Source organism: Mycobacterium sp. GA-0227b, from assembly GCF_001499855.1.
GTDB lineage: Bacteria > Actinomycetota > Actinomycetes > Mycobacteriales > Mycobacteriaceae > Mycobacterium.
Genome location: NZ_LQIK01000001.1, coordinates 403813 through 424823 on the forward strand (window position 1 = coordinate 403813; position 21011 = coordinate 424823).

A 21011-nucleotide genomic window follows, 5' to 3' on the forward strand; every position below is an offset into this window, starting at 1 on the left:
CCACCAGCCTGCCTGCGACACTGCTGCCATGACCAGAAGCGAGGAGTCGCCGTCGTCGGGCGATTTTCCGGTGCACTGGCCGGTGACGACCAGGTGGGCCGACAACGACATGTTCGGTCACCTCAACAACGCGGTGTACTACGCACTCTTCGACACGGCGATCAACGGCTGGATCAACACCAGCGTCGGGATCGACCCGCTGGCCGTGCCCTGGCTGGGCGTGGTGGCCGAATCGGGCTGCCGGTATCTCGCCGAGTTGCGGTTCCCGGAGCCGCTGTCGGTCGGCCTGGCGGTGACGCGGTTGGGCAACAGTAGCGTCACCTACCGGCTGGGGCTGTGGCAGCACGACCGCCCGGTCGCCGCGGTGGGGCACTGGGTGCACGTCTACGTCGACCGGGCCACCCGCAGACCGGTGCCGATCCCGGAGCAGATCCGCGCACTGCTGGAAAAGGCGCGGGCCGACTAGTCGATATGCTCGTCGGATGCCGCTCGTGAGCAAGACCGTCGAGGTGGCGGCCTCCGCCGAGGCGATCATGGGGATCGTCGCCGACTTCGAGGCCTACCCCCAGTGGAACGAAGAGATCAAAGGGTGCTGGGTGTTGGCGCGCTACGACGACGGCCGGCCCAGCCAGCTGCGTCTCGACGTCGTCGTACAGGGCCAGGCGGGCACCTTCATCACCGCGGTGTACTACCCGGGCGAGAACCAGATCTTCACCGTCCTGCAGCAGGGTGACCATTTCGACAAGCAGGAACAGAAATTCTCGGTGGTGTCGATGGGGCCGACGTCACTGCTGACCGTCGACCTCGACGTCGAGACCAAGCTGCCGATTCCCAAGCAGATGGTGAAAAAGGCGATCGGCGACACTCTCGATTATCTGGCTGGCAACCTGAAGGCGCGCGCCGAGCAGCTCGCCGCGACCTGACATCCGGCGAGTGTGGGCTCGCTGCACGCGAATCCACGCGGACGTGTGCGGGTAACCCACGTTCGGCGTGCGATGGAAGTCAGCTCCACAGTCCCGTTTCGTCGAGCCGCGCGATCAGACGCTGCGCGCCGTCGGTGAACTCGCCGCCGGTCAGCGCGACAACGGTGGCAACGTCGCGCCGACGAAGCGCCGCGATGAGTTCGCGGTGGCCGGCGACCGCCGACACTCCCCACTGCGGATCGCCGGCGTAGATCTGGCCGGGCAGATAGCGGGCGACATGAAGAAGGAACCAGGCCAGCTTGATCCGGCCGGTGGACCGGTTGAGCGCCCGGTGGAAGGCGAATTCCGCGGCGGCGATCTCGTCGACGTCGTGCCGTTCGATGGCGGCGGCCAACTCGTCGTTGAGCCCCTCCAACTCGTCGATCTCAGCGTCGTTGATGCGGTCGGCCGCCGTGGCCGCCAGCTCCTTGGCGATCGTGGCCTGTAGCCAGAAGATGTCCTCGACATCGGTGCGCGTCAGCGGTACCACCACGTGGCCGCGGTGCGGCTCGAGTTGCACCATGCCCTCGCCGCGAAGCGTGCGCAGCGCCTCGCGCACGGGCGTGATACTCACCCCGAGCGCCGCGGCGGTTTCGTCCAGCCGGATGAAGGTGCCCGGCCGCAGCGTGCCGGTCATGATGTCGGCGCGCAAAAGCGCCGCGACCTCGTCGGACAGCTGTTCGCGCCGCACCGCCCGCGGCGGTCGCCGCCGAGCTGCGGTGGGTGCGTTCACTGCGGTCTCCAGTCGTTCCTCGCCAGCGCTGAGGCGGGCTTGTCCCAAAGCGGCCGAGGCCATAGTGTGACCGGGGCAACACCCAGTGTAATCAAATATCTTTGATCAAATCATCCAGGCGCAACCCGGATCAGATGGAGCATCAGCAGTTGATCGAGCCGGATCCCACCGCACAGCCCTATCTCGCCCGCAGGCAGAACTGGACGAACCAGCTTGCTCGCCACGCGTTGATGCAGCCCGAAGCCACCGCGCTGCGGTTCCTCGGCCGGACGACGACCTGGCGGGAACTCGATCAGCGAGTGGGCGCCCTCGCCGGCGCGTTGAGCAGGCGCGGGGTGAAGTTCGGCGATCGGGTGCTGATCCTGATGCTGAACCGCACCGAGTTCATCGAGTCGTTCCTCGCAATCAACAAGCTCGGCGCGATCGCCGTGCCGGTCAACTTCCGCATGACTCCGCCGGAGATCGCGTTCCTGGTCAGCGACTGCCAGGCGGAGGTGGTAATCACCGAGGCGGTGTTGGCCAACGTGGCGACCGCGGTGCGTGACTTCGGAGACGCCGGAGCGACGCTGACCACCGTGATCGTCGCCGGGGGTGCGACCGACCAGCAGGTGATCGGCTACGACGACCTGGTCGCCGAGGCCGGCGAAGATGCGGCGCCCCCCGAGATTGCAGACATCCCGAACGACTCCCCGGCGCTGATCATGTACACCTCGGGCACCACCGGCCGGCCCAAGGGCGCGGTGCTCACCCACACCAACCTCGCCGGCCAGGCGTTGACGTTCCTGTTCACCAACGGCGCCGACATCAACAACGATGTCGGCTTCATCGGCGTGCCGCTGTTCCACATCGCGGGCATCGGCAACATGATCCCCGGCCTGCTGTTGGGCCGCCCGACCGTGATCTACCCGCTGGGGGCGTTCGACCCCGACGAGTTGCTCGACGTGCTGGAAGCCGAGCAGGTCACGGGCATCTTCCTGGTGCCCGCGCAGTGGCAGGCGGTGTGCGCCGCACAGCAGGCCCGGCCGCGCGAGCTGCGCCTGCGGGTGCTGTCCTGGGGCGCCGCACCGGCGTCGGACACCCTGCTGCGCCAGATGGCCGAGACGTTCCCGGGCACCCAGATCCTCGCCGCTTTCGGCCAGACCGAGATGTCGCCGGTGACTTGCATGCTGTTGGGCGAGGACGCGATCCGCAAGCTCGGCTCGGTCGGCAAGGTGATCCCCACCGTGGCCGCCCGCGTCGTCGACGAGGACATGAACGACGTCCCGGTCGGACAGGTCGGCGAGATCGTCTACCGCGCACCGACGCTGATGGCCGGCTACTGGAACAACCCCGCGGCCACCGCGGAAGCGTTCGCGGGCGGCTGGTTCCATTCCGGCGACCTCGTCCGCCAGGACGAGGAGGGCTACGTCTGGGTCGTGGACCGCAAGAAGGACATGATCATCTCCGGCGGCGAGAACATCTACTGCGCCGAGGTCGAGAACGCGCTCGCCGCCCACCCGGCCATCGCCGAGGTCGCCGTGATCGGTCGACCGGACGACAGGTGGGGCGAGGTGCCCGTGGCGGTCGTCGCGCTCGGCACAGGAGATCAGACCGATCTTGACCTGCGTGATCTTGACGCGTTCCTCACCGAGCGGCTCGCCCGGTACAAGCACCCGAAGGCGCTCGAGGTCGTAGACGCGTTGCCGCGCAACCCCGCCGGCAAAGTTCTGAAAACCGAACTGCGCGCACGTTTTGGGACCGTAGGTCTGATTGACGCTGATGAAAGTATCGGTGCGCCAACGAATTCTGCTCCGGCGCCGACCGACTGAGGGCCGAATTGGGTTTGCTAACGGTTATGGGCTCAATCCGCCGGATGCACTGCACGGCGCGAAAGGCATCGGGTACATTCCTGTGGTCCGTCTTACTACCGACGGGTAGGGAGACCGGGATTACAGCCGTGAGGTCGGGGCAAGGAGGGGACGTGCGACAGGGGCTGCCGGTGCACCGCGACAGTCGCCGTTGCGCCGCGGGAGCACACTGGTGACGGCGTCGACCGGCGTAGTCGGTTACGTCCGCGATCAGACCAGACCCGCGCTGGAGGCCGTGGGCGGTTTCGTGCGCATGTGCGTGCTCACCGGCAAAGCCCTGTTCAAACCGTTTCAGTGGCGCGAGTTCATCCTGCAGAGCTGGTTCTTGTTCCGGGTGTCGTTCCTGCCGACCCTCGCCGTGTCAGCGCCGTTGACGGTCCTCTTGATCTTCCTGCTGAACATCCTGCTCGCGGAGTTCGGCGCTGCCGACGTCTCCGGTGCCGGGGCGGCGATCGGTGCGGTCACCCAGCTCGGTCCGCTGGTGACCGTGCTCGTCGTCGCCGGGGCTGGCTCCACAGCCATCTGCGCCGACCTCGGCGCGCGCACCATCCGCGAGGAGATCGACGCGCTCGAGGTGCTCGGCATCGACCCGATCCACCGACTGGTGGTGCCCCGCGTCGTCGCCTCCACCTTTGTCGCCCTGTTGCTCAACGGCGCGGTGATCACCATCGGCCTGGTCGGTGGATTCGTGTTCGGCGTCTACCTCCAGAACGTCTCCGCGGGCGCATATGTATCCACGCTCACGCTGATCACCGGTCTACCGGAAGTGGTCATCTCGATCGTCAAGGCCGGTACGTTCGGCTTGATCGCCGGACTGGTCGGCTGTTACCGCGGACTCACGGTGTCGGGCGGCGCCAAGGGCGTCGGGACCGCGGTCAACGAGACGCTGGTGCTCTGCGTGATCGCCCTGTTCGCCGTCAACGTGGTGCTGACCACGATCGGTGTCCGATTCGGTACAGGGAGCTGACGTGTCGACGACAACGGTCCTGCGCTCTCGGTTTCCGCGGGCATACGAGCGCACCAAGAGTGTGGCCGGCGCCCCCACCCGTTTCCTCGACAGCGTCGGACACGTCGCGTGGTTCGTCGTCACCACGATCGGCTCGATTCCGCACGCGCTGCGCTACTACCGCAAGGAAACCCTGCGACTGATCGCCGAAATCGGCCTGGGCACCGGCGCGATGGCGGTCGTCGGCGGCACCTCCGCGATTGTCGGATTCGTCAGCCTGTCCGGTTCATCGCTCGTCGCGATCCAGGGTTTCGCCTCCCTGGGCAACATCGGTGTGGAGGCATTCACCGGTTTCTTCGCCGCGATGATCAACGTGAGATCCGCCGCGCCCTTGGTCGCTGGGGTCGCGTTGGCCGCGACGGTCGGTGCCGGCGCCACCGCCGAACTCGGCGCCATGCGGATCAGCGAGGAGATCGATGCGCTCGAAGTGATGGGCATCAAGTCGATCTCATACCTGGTCTCCACCCGAATCATGGCCGGGTTCGTCGTGATCATCCCGCTGTATGCGATCGCGATGATCCTGTCGTTCCTCTCCGGTCAGGTCACCACCACACTTTTCTACGGCCAGTCGACGGGCACGTACGAGCACTACTTCCGCACGTTCCTCCGTCCCGAGGACGTTTTCTGGTCATTCATGGATGTACTCATCATCTCGGTCATCGTGATGGTGAACCACTGCTACTACGGCTATTTCGCCAGCGGCGGTCCGGTGGGCGTCGGTGAGGCCGTCGGCCGAGCCATGCGGGCGTCACTGGTGGCGGTGGCAGTGGTGGTTCTGCTGGTTGCGTTGGCGCTCTACGGCGTCGACCCGAACTTCAACCTGACGGTGTAGCGCCATGACCGCACCGCTGAACAATCCGCGCACCCCGCCGTACAAGCTCGCGGGCCTGGTGTTGACGCTGTTGACGATCGTCGCTCTGGTGCTGGTGTACATGCAGTTTCGCGGCGACTTCCTCAACCGTGAGCAGCTGACCTTGATGGCCGCGCGGTCCGGCCTGTCCATGGACCCCGGCGCCAAGGTGACCTACAACGGCGTCGAGATCGGCCGGGTGGCCAACGTCGAGGCAGTCACCGTCGGTGACGAGCCGAGAGCCAAGATCACGCTCAACGTCGATCCCAAGTACCTCAAACTGATTCCGAAGAACGTCGATGCCAGCATCGACGCGACCACGGTGTTCGGCAACAAGTACGTCAACTTCTCGTCGCCGGAAAACCCGACACCGCAACGGATCACGCCGGCCGATGTGATCGACGTGACGAACGTCACGACGGAGTTCAACACGTTGTTCGAGACCATCGTGTCGCTTTCCGAGCAGGTCGACCCGATCAAGCTGAACCAGACACTGGCCGCGACCGCCGAGGCGCTCGACGGGCTGGGCGACCGGTTCGGACAGTCGATCATCAACGGCAACGAGATCCTCACCGACGTCAATGCCCGGATGCCCGAACTCCGCCGGGACAACCGGCTGCTGGCCGACCTCGGCGAGGTGTACGCGAACGCGGCGCCCGATCTGTTCGCGGGCCTGGAGAACGCGGTCACCACCGCCCGCACGCTCAACCAGCAGCAGGGCAACATCGATCAGGCGCTGATGGCGGCCGTCGGGTTCGGCAACATCGGCGGGGAGGTCTTCGAGCGCAGCGGGCCGTATCTGGTGCGTGGCGCGGAGGACCTCATCATCACCTCGGAACTCCTCGACGAATACAGCCCGGCGCTGTTCTGCACGATCCGCAACTTCCACGATGTGCAGCCCAAGGTGGCGGCGTCACTCGGCGGCAACGGCTACTCCCTGCGCACGCTGTCGGAGCTGATGGGCGCGGCGAACCCCTACGTCTATCCGGACAACCTGCCACGGGTGAATGCGCGCGGCGGCCCTGAAGGACGTCCCGGTTGTTGGCAGCCGGTCACCCGCGACCTGTGGCCCGCCCCGTACCTCGTCATGGACACGGGAGCCTCGATCGCGCCGTACAACCACTTCGAGTTGGGCCAGCCGATCCTGATCGAGTACGTCTGGGGCCGCCAGGTCGGGGAGAACACGATCAACCCATGAAAATCACCGGTACCGCCATCAAGCTCGGCGCCTTCTCAGTGGTGCTGCTGCTGTTCACCGCGATCATCGTGGTGGTGTTCGGTCAGATGCGTTTCGACAGCACCACCAGTTATTCGGCGATCTTCTCCAACGCCAGCGGACTGCGCGCCGGCCAGTTCGTCCGTGCCTCGGGCGTCGAGGTCGGCAAGGTCGACAGCGTCGAGTTGGTCAACGGTGGATCGCACGCGAAGGTCAAGTTCAATGTCGACCGATCGCTGCCGTTGTTCGAGGGCACCACCGCCTCCGTGCGCTACCTGAACCTGATCGGCGACCGCTACCTGGAACTCAAGCGCGGCGACAGCGACAAGCGGCTGCCGAGCGGCGCCACGATCCCGCTCGAGCAGACCCAGCCCGCGCTGGACCTCGACGCGCTGATCGGCGGCTTCCGGCCGGTGTTCCGGGCGCTCGACCCGGAGAAGGTCAACACCATCGCCCAGTCGATCATCACGGTCTTCCAGGGCCAGGGCGGCACGATCAACGACATCCTCGATCAGACCGCCTCGCTCACCTCGGCGCTGGCCGACCGCGACCAGGCGATCGGCGAGGTGATCCGCAACCTCAACACCGTGCTGGACACCACGGTCAAGCACCAGGCCGAATTCGACCAAACGGTGCAGGATTTCGAGAAGCTGATCACCGGCTTGAAGAACCGCGCGGATCCGATCGCCAGCTCCGTCGCCGACATCAGCGACGCGGCGGGCACGGTCGCCGACCTGCTCGCCGACAACCGGCCGCTGCTGCAGAGCACCGTCGGCCATCTCGAGGTCATCCAGCAACCGCTGATCGATCAGAAGGACCAGCTCAACGACATCCTGACGAGGCTGCCGACCGCGTTCAAGATCATCGGCCGGGCCGGCGGTATCTACGGCGACTTCTTCAACTTCTACGCCTGCGATATCTCGCTGCGCCTCAACGGCCTTCAGCCGGGCGGGCCGGTACGGACCGTCAAACTCTTCAGCCAGCCGTCGGGTAGGTGCACGCCGCAATGAGGACGCTCGAGGGGTCGAACCGGGTTCGAAACGGGTTGATGGGCATCGTCATCCTGGTCATCGTCATCGGCGTGGGACAGAGCTTCGCCAGCGTCCCGATGCTGTTCGCGTCACCCACCTACTACGCGTACTTCTCCGACACCGGGGGCATCGGCACGGGCGACAAAGTGCGCATCGCCGGCGTGGACGTCGGCACCGTGCGCAGCATGGAGATCGAGGGCGACAAGGTCAAGATCGGCTACGGGCTCGGCGGCACCCAGATCGGCACCGACAGCCGCGCGGCCATCCGCACCGACACCATTCTCGGCCGCCGCACCATGGAGATCGAGCCACGCGGTTCGGAACCGTTGCGCGCGAACGGTGTTCTGCCACTTGGCCAGACCACCACGCCGTACCAGATCTACGACGCGTTCTTCGACGTGACGAAGGCCGCCTCGGACTGGGACACCCAAACCGTGAAGCGTTCGCTGAACGTGCTCTCGGAGACCATCGACCAGACCTATCCGCACCTGAGCGCCGCGCTCGACGGGGTGGCCCGGTTCTCCGACACCATCGGCAAGCGCGACGAGGACATCAAGAAGCTGCTGGCCAACGCCAACAAGATTGCGGGCATCCTCGGCAACCGCAGCCAGCAGATCAACAACTTGCTGGTGAACGCCCAGACGCTGCTCGGCGCGATCACCGAGCGCCAGTACGCGGTGAGCATGCTGCTCGAACGCGTCGGCTCCTTCTCCGAACAGGTCAAGGGTTTGATCGACGACAACCCGAACCTCAACCGGGTGCTCGAACAACTGCGCGAGGTCAGCGGCGTGCTGGTCGACCGCAAGTACGACCTGATGGACACCCTGACCACGGTCGCAAGCTTCGTGGCGTCGCTCGGTGAAGCGGTGGCCTCGGGCCCCTACTTCAAGGTCATGCTGGTCAACTTGCTGCCGGGCCAGATCCTGCAGCCGTTCGTGGACGCCGCCTTCAAGAAGCGCGGTATCGACCCGCAGAAGTTCTGGCGCGACGCCGGCCTGCCCGCCTGGCGGTTCCCGGACCCGAACGCGCAGGGCTTCGAGAACGGCGCCCCGCCGCCGGGACCCGCCGTGCTCGAAGGCACTCCCGAGAACCCGGGACCCGGTGTGCTGAAGGGGTCGCCGTGCTCGTACACGCCGCCGGCCGACGGTCTGCCGACACCCGCCGACCCGTTGCCATGCGCGGATCTGTCCGTCGGACCGTTCGGCGGTCCCGCGTACCCGCCGCCCAATGTGGCGACCTCCGACCCGAACGCGCACGGCCCACAACCGTCGCCGGGCGTGCCGGCCGCGGCGATCCCGGGTCAGATCTCGCCGCCGGTGCCGGGTGCGGACATGCCGCTGCAGCCGGCCCCGCCCGGTGCGCGCACCGTGCCGGTCGGGCCGCAACCGCCGCTGCCTCCGGATTTCACGCCCGGCATCGCGCCGCTGCCACCGGCGTTGCCTGCGCCGGCGGTTCCGGGGCCCGGTCAGCAGCTGCCGCCCGCCAACACGCCACCGCTGCCGGGGAACCCGCCGTTCCTGCCGCCGCTCTCTCAGGGACAGGGGGGCTGATCGATGACGACGATCTTCAACATCCGAAATCTGAAGTTGCCCAAGGTTTCCCGGGTGACCGTCATCATCGGCGCGCTCGTCGTGGTGCTGGCGCTCGTGGCCGCCTTCGTCGGCTACAACCTGTACAAGAAGCTGACCACCAACACCGTCGTCGCCTATTTCACCGACACGCTGGCGCTGTATCCCGGCGACAAGGTGCAGATCATGGGCGTGAAGGTCGGCGCGATCGACAAGATCGAACCGGCCGGCGACAAGATGAAGGTCACCCTGCACTACGAGAACAAGTACAAGGTGCCCGCGAACGCCACCGCGTCGATCCTGAACCCGAGCCTGGTGGCGTCGCGCACCATCCAGCTGGCGCCCCCGTACACCGGCGGGCCGGTGATGGAGGACGGCGCGGTCATCCCGCTGGACCGTACGCAGGTGCCGGTCGAGTACGACGAGTTGCGTGACTCGATCAACCGCATCCTGACCGATCTTGGGCCGACGCCGGACCAGCCCAAGGGCCCGTTCGGCGACATCATCGAATCCGCCGCCGACGGCTTCGCGGGCAAGGGCAAGCAGCTCAACGAGACGTTGAACAATCTGTCCGAGGCGCTGTTCGCGCTCAACGAGGGCCGCGACGACTTCTTCAGCGTGGTGAAAAGCCTGGCGCTGTTCGTCAACGCGTTGCACCAGAGCGATCAGCAGTTCGTCGCGCTGAACAACGACCTCGCCGAGTTCACCAACGCGTTCACCAACACCGACCGTGAGGTCGCAAACGCGCTGCAGGACCTCAACCAGCTGTTGACGACGACCCGCGGATTCCTCGACGAGAACGCCGAGGTGCTCACCACCGACGTCAACAACCTGGCCGAGGCGACCACCGCGATCCTGCAGCCGGAGCCGCGCAACGGTCTGGAGACCGCCCTGCACGTGTTCCCCACGCTGGCCGCGAACCTGATGAACATCATCTCGCCGGTGACCGGTGGCGTGATGGGCATCCCGGTGATCAACAACTTCGCCAACCCGCTTCAGTTCATCTGCAGCTCGATCCAGGCGGGCAGCAGGCTCGGCTACCAGGAATCAGCGGAGATGTGTGCGCAGTACCTTGCACCGATCCTGGACGCGATCAAGTTCAACTTCCCGCCGTTCGGTATGAACATGTTCACCTCGGCGCTGACGTTGCCCAAGCACATCGCGTATTCCGAGCCGCGGCTGCAACCGCCGCCGGGATACAAGGACACCACGGTCCCCGGCATCTGGTCGCGCGACACCTTGTTCTCGCACGGCAACCACGAACCGGGCTGGGTCGCCGCACCGGGTATGCAGGGCGTCGACGTGCAGCCGTTCACGGCGAACATGATGACGCCGGAGTGCCTCGCGGAACTGCTCGGTGGACCCAACTGCGTGATCCCCGCGGCGCCACCGGCATTCGGCACGACGCGCAACGGCAACCTGCCCGGCCCGCCGAACGCGTTCGATCAGAACAACCCCCTACCGCCGCCGTGGTACCCGCAGCCGGGGCCGCCGCCACCGCCGGCGCCGGGCGTGGTCCCCGGTGATCCGGGCGGAGCGGCGATGGCCGGGCCGCTACCGGCTCCCGGTGTGGGGCCTGCGCCGGCCGCGCCGCCGGCGCCGGCAGGACCGCCGCTACCAGCAGAGGCAGGCCGGTGATGAGCGCTCGCGGGAAGAACAGACAGCCGGTGATGAGCGCTCGCGCGAAGAACAGACGGCCGATGATGAGCGTGCGCAAGTGGCGCAGGATCGCTCAGCGCGTAGTCGCGCTGAGCGCGCTGGTCCTCGTGGTGAGTTCCTGCGGTAACTGGAAGGGCATCGCGAACGTACCGCTGCCGGGAGGGCCGGGCACCGGGCCGGACGCGATGACGATCTACGTCCAGATGCCGGATACGTTGGCGCTCAACGTCAACAGCCGCGTCCGCGTCGCCGACGTCTACGTCGGCCGGGTGCGCGCGATCGAACTGAAGAACTGGGTGGCGACGCTGACGCTGGACGTGCAGCCCGACATCGAATTGCCCAAGAACGCCCTGGCCCGCATCGGTCAGACCAGCCTGTTGGGCTCGCAGCATGTCGAGCTGGAGCCGCCACCAAACCCGTCGCCGGAGCCGCTGCAAAGCGGTGACACGATCCCGCTCGCGAACTCGTCGGCCTACCCGAGCACCGAGCGGGTGCTGGCGAGCATCGCCACCATCCTGCAGGGCGGGGGGGTGCAGAACCTCGAGGTGATCCAGACCGAGATCTTCAACGTGCTCAATGGCCGGGCCGATGAGATCCGCGAGTTCTTCAACAAGCTGGACACCTTCACCGCCGAGCTAAACCAGCAGCGCCAGGACATCACCCGCGCAATCGATTCCACCGACCGGTTGCTGACAATCGTCGCTGAGCGCAACGACACCCTGGACCGGGTGCTGACCGAGTTCCCGCCGCTGATCAAGCATTTCGCCGAGACGCGTGATCTGTTCGCCGACGCGGTGGAGGCCGTCGGCCGGATCAGCCGGGCCGCCGACAACGCGTTGGCACCTGCCAGCGACAACCTGCACACCAACCTGCAGAACCTGCAACGCCCCCTCAAGCAGCTGGGACGCGCGTCGCCGTACCTGATCGGCGCGCTCAAGATCATGCTGACCGCGCCGTTCTCGATCGAGAACGTGCCGAAGGTGGTACGTGGTGACTACCTCAACGTGTCGCTGATGGTGGACCTGACGCTGTCCGCGGTCGACAACGGCATCCTGTCGGGTACCGGTGTCTCGGGCATGCTGCGCGCGCTCGAGCAGGCGTGGGGTCGCGACCCGGCCACGATGATTCCGGACGTGCGGTTCACGCCGAACGCGCACAACGCGCCGAACGGCCCGCTGGTGGAAAGGGGTGAGTGAGCTGTGCTGACCAGGTTCATCAGAATCCAGCTTGTGCTGTTCACCATCCTGACGATCATCGCGGTGGTGGTGCTGGGGTGGTACTACCTGCGCATCCCCAGCCTTGTCGGAATCGGCCAGTACGAGTTGAAGGCCGAGCTCCCACGCTCGGGCGGCCTGTACGCGACGGCCAACGTCACCTACCGCGGCACGCAGATCGGCAAGGTGACCTCGGTCGAGCCGACCGAGCGGGGAGCGCTGGCGGTGATGAGCATCGATGACCGCTACAAGATCCCCGCCGACGCGACCGCGAACGTGCACTCGGTATCGGCGATCGGCGAGCAGTACCTGGATCTGGTCTCGACGGGCGACCCGGGCCAGTACCTGGCGCCGGGCTCGACGATCACCGAGAGCACCGTGCCCAGCGAGGTCGGCCCGGCGCTGGATGCCGCGAACAAGGGTCTGGCCGTACTGCCCAAGGAGAAGATCGACGCGCTACTGACCGAGACGTCACAGGCGGTCGGCGGGCTCGGCCCGGCGCTGCAGCGGCTGGTGGATTCCACGACCAACATCGCGCAGGGATTCCGCGACAACCTGCCGCAGGTCAACGACATCATCACCAACGCAGGACCGATCCTGGACAGCCAGGTGCAGTCCGGCGACAACATCGAGCAGTGGTCGCGCAACCTCAACGTGATCGCCGCGCAGGCGGCCGAGCAGGATGCGGCGCTGCGAAGCGGCCTGCAGCAGGCCCCACCCACGCTCGACCAGCTGTCGGCGGTGTTCAGCGGTGTGCGCGAGTCGTTGCCGCAGACGCTGGCGAACCTCACCGTCGTCATCGACATGCTCAAGCGGTACAACAAGGGCCTGGAGCAGACGCTGGTGGTCCTGCCCCAGGGCTCGGTGGCCGCGCAGGCGGGCACGTTGTTCGAGGACCTGGGTCAGCTCCCGCTGGCGCTGGGGATCAACCAGCCGCCGCCATGCCTGACCGGCTTCCTGCCCGCGTCGGAATGGCGCTCGCCGGCCGACACCAGCATGGCGCCGCTGCCGCGCGGTACCTACTGCAAGATCCCGAAGGACTACCAGGGCAACGTCGTACGCGGCGCGCGCAACTATCCGTGCGTCGACGTTCCGGGTAAGCGGGCCGCGACCCCGATGGAGTGCCGCAGCGACGAACCGTACGTTCCGCTGGGCACCAACCCGTGGTACGGCGACCCGAACCAGGTCCTGTCCTGCCCGGCCCCTGGCGCGCGCTGCGACCAGGGCGTGAACCCGGGCCGCGGCGTCATGCAGGCGCCGTCGGTCAACAACGGACTGAACCCGGCACCCGCCAGCGACCTGCCGCCGCCGAACTCAACGGCGCCGGTCAGTGATCCCCTGAGCCCGCCCGGACAGGGCAGCGTGACCTGCAGTGGACAACAACCCAATCCCTGCATCTACACTCCGGCACCAGGGCCACCCGGCTCTACGGCGGTGTACAGCCCGACCAGCGGCCAGGTGGTCGGACCCGACGGCGTGAAGTACAACGTCAGCAACTCGAGTAACCCAGGAGACGACGGATGGAAGGAGATGCTGGCACCCGCCAGCTGAACCCCACCGATGCTGATGAGACGCCCGACGAGTCGTTAGCAGTATCCCCAGATCCAGAGCCCGCCGAGGAACCGGACACCACCGAAGAACAGACTTCGACCGATCCACGCCGACCATCGCGGATCGGCCGCGGCATGGCCGGCTGCATCTGCGCAGCGCTGCTCGCGCTCGCTGTCGCCGGGGGCGTCGCGGGTTTCCTGTTGTTCAAGAATGACCAACGGGTCGCGGCCAGCGAGCGCGCCGAAGCGGCCGCACTGCAGGCGGCCAAGGATTGTGTGGCGGCGACACATGCGCCCGACACCGCCGCAATGACCGCGGCGCAGACCAAGATCATCGACTGCTCGACCGGCGACTTCGCCGTGCAGTCCTCGCTGTACGCGGGAGTCCTTGTCGACGCGTACCAGGCCGCCGACGTGCGGGTGCAGGTCTCGGATATGCGCGCAGCGGTGGAGAAGCACAACGACGACGGATCGTTCGACATCCTGGTCGCGGTGCGGGTCAAGGTCACCAACTCCGACACCGCCGATCAGGAGCAGGGCTACCGGCTGCGTGTGCGGATGGCGCCGGAAGACGGGACCTACAAGATCGCCGAATTGGATCAGGTCACATCGTGACGTCGTCGACCCTGACACTCGACACCACCCCGGACTCGCCGACCGCCGAGGAGGTCGCCGTGGAGCCGGTGGCGTCGTGGGCGGCCAGGGCCGGCGCGTTCGCCATCGATGTCCTGATCGGTGTCGCCGTGCTGGTGACGCTGGCATTGGTTTCGCTGACCGCGCCGCTGCGCAGTCCGCTGTGGTGGGGATACATCGCCGCCGTGGTCGTCGTGGTGTTGTTGATCGCGGTCAATCGCCTTGTGCTGCCTGGCATCGCCGGCTTCTCGCTGGGCCGCGCGGTGTTCGGCATCGCGGTCGTGAAGCGGGACGGCTCACCGGTCGGAGTGTGGCGGCTGCTGATTCGTGACGTCGCGCACCTGCTCGACACCGCGGCGCTGTTCATCGGCTGGTTGTGGCCGCTATGGGATCGCCGCCGCCGGACCTTCGCCGACCTTCTGCTGCGGACCGAAGTTCGGCCGACGGCGCGGCCGGCGCGAAATGTGCGCAAGCTGACCGCAATTGCGCTGATCGTCGCGACGATCGGCTGCGCGGCCGCGATCGGAATCAACTACTGGGTGGTGTACCGGCACGAGCGCGCGGTGGAGGAGACCAGGCAGCAGATCACTGAGCAGGGACCACGGATCGTCGAGCAGATGCTCAGCTACAAGCGCGACACCATGCAGGAGGACTTCGCACGCGCCCAGGCCCTGACCACCGACGGTTACCGGGATCAGTTGGTCGCCCAGCAGCGGTCCGCGCAGGACGCGGGCATCACCTCCAACTCGTACTGGGCAGTGAGCAGCGCGGTGCTTTCAGCGTCGCCCGACGAGGCCGAGATGCTGCTGGCGATGCAGGGCCAGCGCGGCGACGATCCGAAGAACCTGAAGTTCATCACCGCAACCGTGCGAGCGGATTTCGAGAAGTCGGACGACGGCCAGTGGCAGGTCGCGAATCTCACGGTGTTGAAGAGACCGCACATGAACGCGCAGGGCCGATGAGCCCGCGGCGCAAGGTCGGATCCGACGAGCGGGATTTCTTCGAAGTGGCGCCGAGGCCGCCGCGGCGCTGGGCGCTACCGGTCATCGCCGTGGTCGCGTCGCTGTTGATGGCCGCCTCGATCACGGCCGGCGCGCTGATGTTGGTCAGCCACGAATCCGATCGGCGCGCCGCGGTGAAGGACGCCGCCGCACTCGGTTACGTCAGCCAGTTCATGACCGATTACACGACGCTGGATCCGTTCCACGCCAACGCGTATGTGGAACGGATCCTGGCGGAGGGCACCGGCGACTTCGCGAAGATGTTCAAGGAGAAGCAGAACGAGATCCTGATCCAGGTGGCGCGGGCCGAGCCCACCACCGGCACCGTGCTCGCCGCGGGGGTGCAGCGGTGGAACGACAACGGCAGCGCCGACGTCCTGGTCGCGACCAAGGTCACCACCAAAGCGGCGGACGGCAAGTCGACGGTCGAAAGCGGAAATCGTTGGATAGCAACGGCTATCAAGGAAGGACAGCAGTGGAAGATCAGCCAGCTGATCCAGGTGATCTGACCACTGGGGAAGCCGCCGCCACGCCGCGTCGTCGCCGGCGGTGGTTCTCCCTCCGCCGGCGGCCGGAAGAGTCGGCGTCCGAGCCGGATTCGGCCGTCGCCGAGGAGACGGAGGACGTGGCTCGCGACGAAGCGAAGCCCGCGCCGCGGCCGGTGGGCAAGGCGAACCGCAGGGCCCGAACCCAAGTGTCTGAACCGGAGGCGGCCGAGCAACCCGACGCCGAATCCGAAGTCGACGAACCGCAAGCTGAGCCCGCCCAACCCGACGCCGAATCCGATGTCGACGAGCCGCAACCTGACGCCGAACCCGACGTCGAATCCGCCGCCGGCGAACCGCAAGCGGAGGCGGCCGACGAGTCCGACACCGCCGAATCCGACGCGGAGCCACAGGAAGTGAGGTTCGTGCCGCATCGGCCCGCGGGCAGGCGGCTCATCGCCGCTGCGGTGGCGGCGGCGGTGTTGTTCGTCGGCGCCGCGGCGTTCGCCGGGGCGACCCTACAGCCGTACCTCGCCGAACGTGCCGAGGTCAACACCAAGCTCGAGGTGGCGAGCACGGCCGCGAGGGCGATCTCCACGCTGTGGACGTACACGCCGGACAACATGGAAACACTGCCGGACAGAGCGGCGGCGTTCCTCGGCGGTGACTTCGCCTACGAGTACCGCAAGTACATCGACGCGATCGTCGCGACGAACAAGCAGGCGAAGGTCACCAACACCACCCAGGTGCTCGGCGCTGCGGTGGAAACCCTGACCCCGACGGAAGCCACCGCGATCGTCTACACCAATTCGGTGGCCACCAGCCCGATGACCAAGAACATCCCGTCGCTGCGCTACCTGTCCTACCGGTTGACGATGGAACGCCGAGATGCGAAGTGGCTGATCACCCGCATGTCGACCATCACGTCGCTGGATCTGACGCCGCAGTTGTAACCCGGTCGTGGCCGTCGAATCCCCTGTCTCACAGCGGTTGACGATCACCTGCCTGCTGCTGCTGACGTTTGCGACCGGCCTGGTCGACGCGGTCAGCGTGCTGAAGCTCGGGCATGTCTTCGTCGCGAACATGACGGGCAACGTGATCTTTCTGGGCTTCTGGTTCGTTCCGCACTCGAGCGTCGACGTCACCGCCGCCCTCGTCGCATTCGTCAGCTTCGTGACGGGTGCGGTGGTGAGTGGCCGCTTCGCCCGCCACCTCGGGACCGACATCCGGCGATGGCTGGCGATCACGTTGGCCTTCGAAGTCCTGATGTTGGCGGCACTTTCGGTGCTCGCCGGTGCCGGCGTGCTCGACTACCAGGACGACAGAAAGCTGCTTCTCATCGCCGGACTTGCCGTCACCTTCGGCGTGCAGAATTCCACTGCCCAGCAGTTCGGCATCCAGGAGCTGTCCACCACGGTGTTGACGACGACGATCGTGCGGATCGGGTTCGACAGCAGGCTGGCCGGCGGCACCGGGGACCGCGAAAAGCTGCGCTACAGCGTGGTGCTCACCATGTGCGGCGGCGCGATCGTCGGCGCGACGATGACGCGCTTCACGGTCGCGCCGATCATCGCGTTGGCCGCGGTGATGGTCGCGATCAGCGGGGCGCTGTTCTGGTTCGGCGGCCGGAGATCCGGGGCCGACTCTTAGTTGAACGCCAGCCAGCTGGGCAAGGCGCGTTCGCGCGAGTCGCACAGCACCTGACGGGTGTCGCACGAGCCGCGGGGCACGCCCGCGCCGGCCCACATCCCGCCGGTGTCACGGCGCAACACGATGGACGACGATCCGCCGCCGTCGAGCAGCACCGCCGCGTCACTGCCCAAGCCGCGGAACAGATCCTGGATCTGGTCGGGCGTGTAACTGCCGCCCTGGAAGACGTACATCTCGTCCTTGTCCTTGGCATACCCGATCGCGGTGCGGGCCGCGCTCGGCCCACCGTCGTTGAGTTGGCCGGTGTCGCCGGGCGCGAGCAGTCCGATGCCTGCCACCGCGACGAACCGCGCGCCCTCGTCGACCAGCGCCTGAATAACGGGCGACGCCGCGTCGTAGTCGTCGGGACTCTTGGGCGGCACCACATACGGCGCCCCGCCCACCGGAAGGACCATCGTCGACAACGCTTTCCAGTGCTCGTTGCCGCCGGAGAGCCCTTGCTTGCCCGCGTACGCGATCGTGCCGGTCACCGCGGCGTTGGCCCGGCCCTGCCCGCGGGTATTGTCGACATATGCACCCAACGGCGAACTGCAGCCGGTCGACTTCCAGGAACCGCCCTTCTGGCCGCGCACGTCGAAGAAGTTGGCGTTGATCGCGATCGTCGGTTGGCCGAGGGCCTGCCAGGCTTGCAGCGGGGTGAAGATCTCCGACGCCTGCAACAGGCCCTCCCCGGTGCGGGCCCGCGGATCGCGTTCGCAGCGCGCTTGGAAGCCCCGGTGCGAGTCGACGAGAAGGCGTGGCGCGAGACGAGTGGACGCGGCCTTGATGATCATCAAGTGCCCGCCGCTGGTCATCTCGTACCAACCGCCGCCCGCATTGAGCATCGGCGCCGGGTGCCCGCCGCCGAAGTTGTACACAAGGTACGAACCGCGCGTCGTGGCAATGGCATTGGCGAGTAGTTCGCGTGCGCTCGCGGCCTTCGCGGCCGGGACCCCCGTTGTCGCCGACAGCACCGCGCAGAGCATCAACGATGCGGCCGACGCCGCGAATCGCCGGATGTTTGCCGCAGCCGTCGGCACCGTCGCCCCTTTCCGGAAGCCCATAAACTCCAGCCAACCGTAACCACAGGAGAAACGCTGTCAACTTTCGTCACATCTGCATCACAGTTGTGCATCGTCCTGCCAGAACCCTGAGTTTCGAGCCCGAGAAGTGGGTAAGGAGAGGTGGTAAGCCGTGTACGGCGGACTACGTGGTGAGGAGCGGCAATGATCTGGACCATTATCAGCGCGATAATTGTCGGCGCGATCATCGGTGCATTGGCCCGACTGGTGATGCCCGGTAAGCAGAACATCGGTGTGCTCATGACGATTCTGTTGGGCATCGTGGGGTCATTCCTCGGGTCGTGGCTGACCGGCCTGTTCGGTTACAGCAACGAGAACGGCGGATGGGCGGTCATCCCGTTCATCGTCGGTGTCATCGTCGCGGTCGTGTTGATCGCGATCTACGTTGCAGTCACCGGTCGCAAAGGCACCGGAGCACCGACGGCCCGCTAGCGTTGCGGCGGCGCCAACCGGTAGATGGCGTCCGCGTAGTCGTCGGTGATGTAGACCGCCCCGTCGGGTCCCGTCACGGCGGCCACCGGGCGTCCCCACCGGGAACCGTCGGCTGCCTGAAAGCCGGTGACCAGCGTCTGCTGGTTGCCCAAAGTGCCGCCTTGCCAAGGAAAGAACGCCACCTCGGGCGTACGCGGCGGCTCTCTGTTCCACGACCCGTGCACACCGACCAGCGCCCCGCTGGCATACCGCTCCGGCAGCACGCCGGTAGTGAAGGTCATGCCCAGCGGCGCCGCGTGTGCACCGAGACTCTGCTCGACCGGCGGCAGCGAAGCGCAGTCGAGACGGCTGCCGTCGGCATTGGTCTGAACGTCGCGGATGAACGGTAGGTTCGCCGGGCCGCCATCGGGATTGCAGTACGGCCAGCCCAATTCGCGTCCTTGCCAGAGTCGGGCGACCGATTCGGGAGGATGGTCGTCGACGTAGTCGGGAACGACCTCCCCGCTCCGCGGGTCCGCCACATTGTCACGGTTGTTGACCGCGGTCCACACCGACCCATCCGGGGCGATCGCCAAGCCGGTGCCGTTGCGCACGCCCGTGGCGAACGGCTGCGCCTCACCGCCGCCGGGCGGAACGCGCATGATCGTCGCCCGCGGCGGATCGGCGTCGCGGTCCTCGGCGGAGATGTTGCCGGTCGAGCCGATCGAGAAGTAGACGCTGCCGTCGGGGCCGACCGCAACGGATTTGAGCGCATGCGCGTAAGCCCCTTTCAGGTCGGGGCTCTTGGCGTCGGGCAGGTTCGCGACGACGGTGCGTCGGTTCGTCGCAGCACCGTCGTCGTAGTCGTACACGTCGATCTGGTCGCTTTCCGCGATGTAGAGCGCGTCACCGGCGAACGCCATTCCGTGTGGCTGGTCGAGGTTCTCGAGCAGCGTCGACTGGCGCGGTTCGGCGCCGGTGGGCTCGAGCCGCAACACCTGGCCGGTGCTCGGCTGGGACACCAGCAGCGTGCCGTCGGGCGCCCACACCGCCAGCCTGGCCTTCGGTACCCGGGCCCACACCGACATCGACCATCCCGGCGGCACCATCGCTTGCCGAGGCTCGTCGAACGGCGATTGCGCGAGCGGCGACGCGACCGCCACGTTGACGGGCGCCAGGTCCGCGGAGGCGGCCACCGTCGGAGCCGCCGGAGTCGACGGCGGGCTCGGCGCACGGCTCGGCTCGGGGCTCGTGGAGCAGGACGCCACCAGTGCCGCGCCGGCCAGACACGCAATTGCGTTACACCGCAGCCAAACTCGCATGCATCTCCCAAACCAGGATCTCGGCGGGCGTGGTGGCCGTGACGCGCTGCCCGCCCGACCCGGTGAAGCGCACCGCGTCGCCCTCGTGCAGGGCACCCGCGCCCTCGAGCGTCACCTCACCGCGGGGGACGAACAGATGCAGATACCGCGCCTGCGGCAACTCGACGGTGTCGCCGGGTCGCATGCGGGCGCCGTGCAGGGCGGCGTGCCTGTTGCGGATGGCGATCGCGGTCTGACCGCGGTGCTCGGGCATACCGGAGGCGATGGTCACCAACCCGCCGCGCAGCAGTTCGTCGTCGATCTCGAGCTGCTGATAACCCGGGTCGATCCCGGACTCGTCCGGCACGACCCACATCTGGACGAAATGCACCGGCTCACTATGCGTCTCGGCGCCGGTCACCGTCCACGAGTCGTTCTTCTCGGAGTGCAGAATGCCGCGACCGGCCGACATCCGCTGTGCCAGACCGGGATAGATGACTCCAGAGTGACCGGTGGAGTCCTGGTGCACCAGCGATCCGCGTAATACCCAGGTGACGATCTCCATGTCGCGGTGCGGATGGGTGTCGAACCCGGCACCCGGTGCCACGATGTCGTCGTTGTTGACCAGCAGCAAACCGTGGTGGGTGTTCTCGGGCTCGTAGTGGCTGCCGAAGGAGAACGAGTGCTTGGAGTCCAGCCAGGAGATCTTGGTCTTCGCGCGGTCGTCGGCACGCCGGATGTCGACGGCTTCCGCTGCGGCCATGCCTCCAGGG

21 protein-coding genes are annotated in these 21011 nt (G+C 66.9%); 17 read left to right on the forward strand and 4 right to left on the reverse strand.

The features are described 5' to 3' along the window. Nucleotides 1-28 precede the first annotated feature (28 nt). Both AU185_RS01915 and AU185_RS01920 read left to right on the forward strand, forming a co-directional pair. Nucleotides 29-466 (forward strand): acyl-CoA thioesterase, encoded by a 438-nt coding sequence (locus tag AU185_RS01915; RefSeq protein WP_059100617.1) that lies wholly within the window; start codon nucleotides 29-31, stop codon nucleotides 464-466. 16 nt (nucleotides 467-482) lie between these two features. Further along, nucleotides 483-923: an SRPBCC family protein gene (locus tag AU185_RS01920; protein ID WP_059100618.1), complete on the forward strand. Its 441-nt coding sequence runs from the start codon at nucleotides 483-485 to the stop codon at nucleotides 921-923. Between the two features lie 79 nt (nucleotides 924-1002). Here the strand turns inward: AU185_RS01920 and AU185_RS01925 are convergent, their stop codons facing one another. Next, nucleotides 1003-1695 (reverse strand): GntR family transcriptional regulator, encoded by a 693-nt coding sequence (locus AU185_RS01925; RefSeq protein WP_231740369.1) that lies wholly within the window; start codon nucleotides 1693-1695, stop codon nucleotides 1003-1005. Between the two features lie 134 nt (nucleotides 1696-1829). On the opposite strand from AU185_RS01925, the gene fadD5 reads away from it, so the two are divergent. The 14 genes from fadD5 (at nucleotide 1830) to AU185_RS01995 (ending at nucleotide 17405) form a co-directional block, all read left to right on the forward strand. Next, the gene (gene fadD5 / locus AU185_RS01930) at nucleotides 1830-3503 is read left to right on the forward strand and encodes a fatty-acid--CoA ligase FadD5 (RefSeq protein WP_059100620.1); all 1674 of its coding nucleotides are present in this window, start codon (nucleotides 1830-1832) and stop codon (nucleotides 3501-3503) included. A gap of 211 nt (nucleotides 3504-3714) precedes the next feature. Then, nucleotides 3715-4509, forward strand: a complete 795-nt coding sequence (locus AU185_RS01935; RefSeq protein ID WP_059100621.1) for an MlaE family ABC transporter permease — start codon at nucleotides 3715-3717, stop codon at nucleotides 4507-4509. A gap of 1 nt (nucleotide 4510) precedes the next feature. Then, on the forward strand, nucleotides 4511-5380 hold the full coding sequence (locus AU185_RS01940) for an MlaE family ABC transporter permease (protein WP_059100622.1): 870 nt from the start codon (nucleotides 4511-4513) through the stop codon (nucleotides 5378-5380). Between the two features lie 4 nt (nucleotides 5381-5384). After that, nucleotides 5385-6596, forward strand: a complete 1212-nt coding sequence (locus AU185_RS01945; protein WP_059100623.1) for an MCE family protein — start codon at nucleotides 5385-5387, stop codon at nucleotides 6594-6596. Beyond that, nucleotides 6593-7624 (forward strand): virulence factor Mce family protein, encoded by a 1032-nt coding sequence (locus tag AU185_RS01950; RefSeq protein WP_059100624.1) that lies wholly within the window; start codon nucleotides 6593-6595, stop codon nucleotides 7622-7624. The genes AU185_RS01945 and AU185_RS01950 overlap by 4 nt, the downstream gene beginning before the upstream one ends. After that, complete coding sequence (locus AU185_RS01955; protein WP_059100625.1) at nucleotides 7621-9195, forward strand: MCE family protein; 1575 nt, start codon at nucleotides 7621-7623, stop codon at nucleotides 9193-9195. The genes AU185_RS01950 and AU185_RS01955 overlap by 4 nt, the downstream gene beginning before the upstream one ends. Nucleotides 9196-9198: 3 nt before the next feature. Beyond that, nucleotides 9199-10851, forward strand: coding sequence for a virulence factor Mce family protein (locus tag AU185_RS01960; protein ID WP_059100626.1), 1653 nt, complete (start codon nucleotides 9199-9201; stop codon nucleotides 10849-10851). A 62-nt stretch (nucleotides 10852-10913) separates the two neighbouring features. Then, entirely contained in the window at nucleotides 10914-12068 is a 1155-nt protein-coding gene (locus tag AU185_RS01965) for an MCE family protein (protein ID WP_059100627.1), read from the forward strand. A 3-nt stretch (nucleotides 12069-12071) separates the two neighbouring features. Next, nucleotides 12072-13637 carry an MCE family protein gene (locus tag AU185_RS01970; RefSeq protein WP_059100628.1) on the forward strand — a complete coding sequence of 522 codons (1566 nt, stop codon included), beginning with the start codon at nucleotides 12072-12074 and terminating at the stop codon, nucleotides 13635-13637. Beyond that, nucleotides 13607-14251, forward strand: a complete 645-nt coding sequence (locus AU185_RS01975) for an Rv1363c family protein (RefSeq protein WP_059100629.1) — start codon at nucleotides 13607-13609, stop codon at nucleotides 14249-14251. Before AU185_RS01970 ends, AU185_RS01975 begins: the two co-directional genes overlap by 31 nt. Then, on the forward strand, nucleotides 14248-15231 hold the full coding sequence (locus AU185_RS01980) for an RDD family protein (RefSeq protein ID WP_082683693.1): 984 nt from the start codon (nucleotides 14248-14250) through the stop codon (nucleotides 15229-15231). The genes AU185_RS01975 and AU185_RS01980 overlap by 4 nt, the downstream gene beginning before the upstream one ends. Continuing rightward, on the forward strand, nucleotides 15228-15779 hold the full coding sequence (locus AU185_RS01985; RefSeq protein ID WP_059100630.1) for an Rv1363c family protein: 552 nt from the start codon (nucleotides 15228-15230) through the stop codon (nucleotides 15777-15779). The genes AU185_RS01980 and AU185_RS01985 overlap by 4 nt, the downstream gene beginning before the upstream one ends. After that, nucleotides 15746-16708, forward strand: a complete 963-nt coding sequence (locus AU185_RS01990) for a prolipoprotein diacylglyceryl transferase (protein ID WP_059100631.1) — start codon at nucleotides 15746-15748, stop codon at nucleotides 16706-16708. The genes AU185_RS01985 and AU185_RS01990 overlap by 34 nt, the downstream gene beginning before the upstream one ends. Nucleotides 16709-16715: 7 nt before the next feature. After that, complete coding sequence (locus AU185_RS01995; RefSeq protein WP_059100632.1) at nucleotides 16716-17405, forward strand: YoaK family protein; 690 nt, start codon at nucleotides 16716-16718, stop codon at nucleotides 17403-17405. On the opposite strand, the gene AU185_RS02000 is transcribed toward AU185_RS01995, so the two are convergent. After that, nucleotides 17402-18430, reverse strand: coding sequence for a phosphodiester glycosidase family protein (locus AU185_RS02000; protein WP_502687979.1), 1029 nt, complete (start codon nucleotides 18428-18430; stop codon nucleotides 17402-17404). The genes AU185_RS01995 and AU185_RS02000 overlap by 4 nt on opposite strands. A 240-nt stretch (nucleotides 18431-18670) precedes the next feature. Between AU185_RS02000 and AU185_RS02005 the strand changes: the two genes are divergently transcribed. Beyond that, nucleotides 18671-18958 (forward strand): GlsB/YeaQ/YmgE family stress response membrane protein, encoded by a 288-nt coding sequence (locus tag AU185_RS02005; RefSeq protein ID WP_059100634.1) that lies wholly within the window; start codon nucleotides 18671-18673, stop codon nucleotides 18956-18958. Here AU185_RS02005 and AU185_RS02010 read toward each other — a convergent pair. Then, nucleotides 18955-20259 carry a PQQ-dependent sugar dehydrogenase gene (locus tag AU185_RS02010; RefSeq protein WP_059100635.1) on the reverse strand — a complete coding sequence of 435 codons (1305 nt, stop codon included), beginning with the start codon at nucleotides 20257-20259 and terminating at the stop codon, nucleotides 18955-18957. The two genes, AU185_RS02005 and AU185_RS02010, sit on opposite strands and share 4 nt — an antisense overlap. Continuing rightward, the gene (locus tag AU185_RS02015; RefSeq protein WP_059100636.1) at nucleotides 20237-21001 is read right to left on the reverse strand and encodes a pirin family protein; all 765 of its coding nucleotides are present in this window, start codon (nucleotides 20999-21001) and stop codon (nucleotides 20237-20239) included. The genes AU185_RS02010 and AU185_RS02015 overlap by 23 nt, the downstream gene beginning before the upstream one ends. Between the last annotated feature and the right edge of the window lie 10 nt (nucleotides 21002-21011).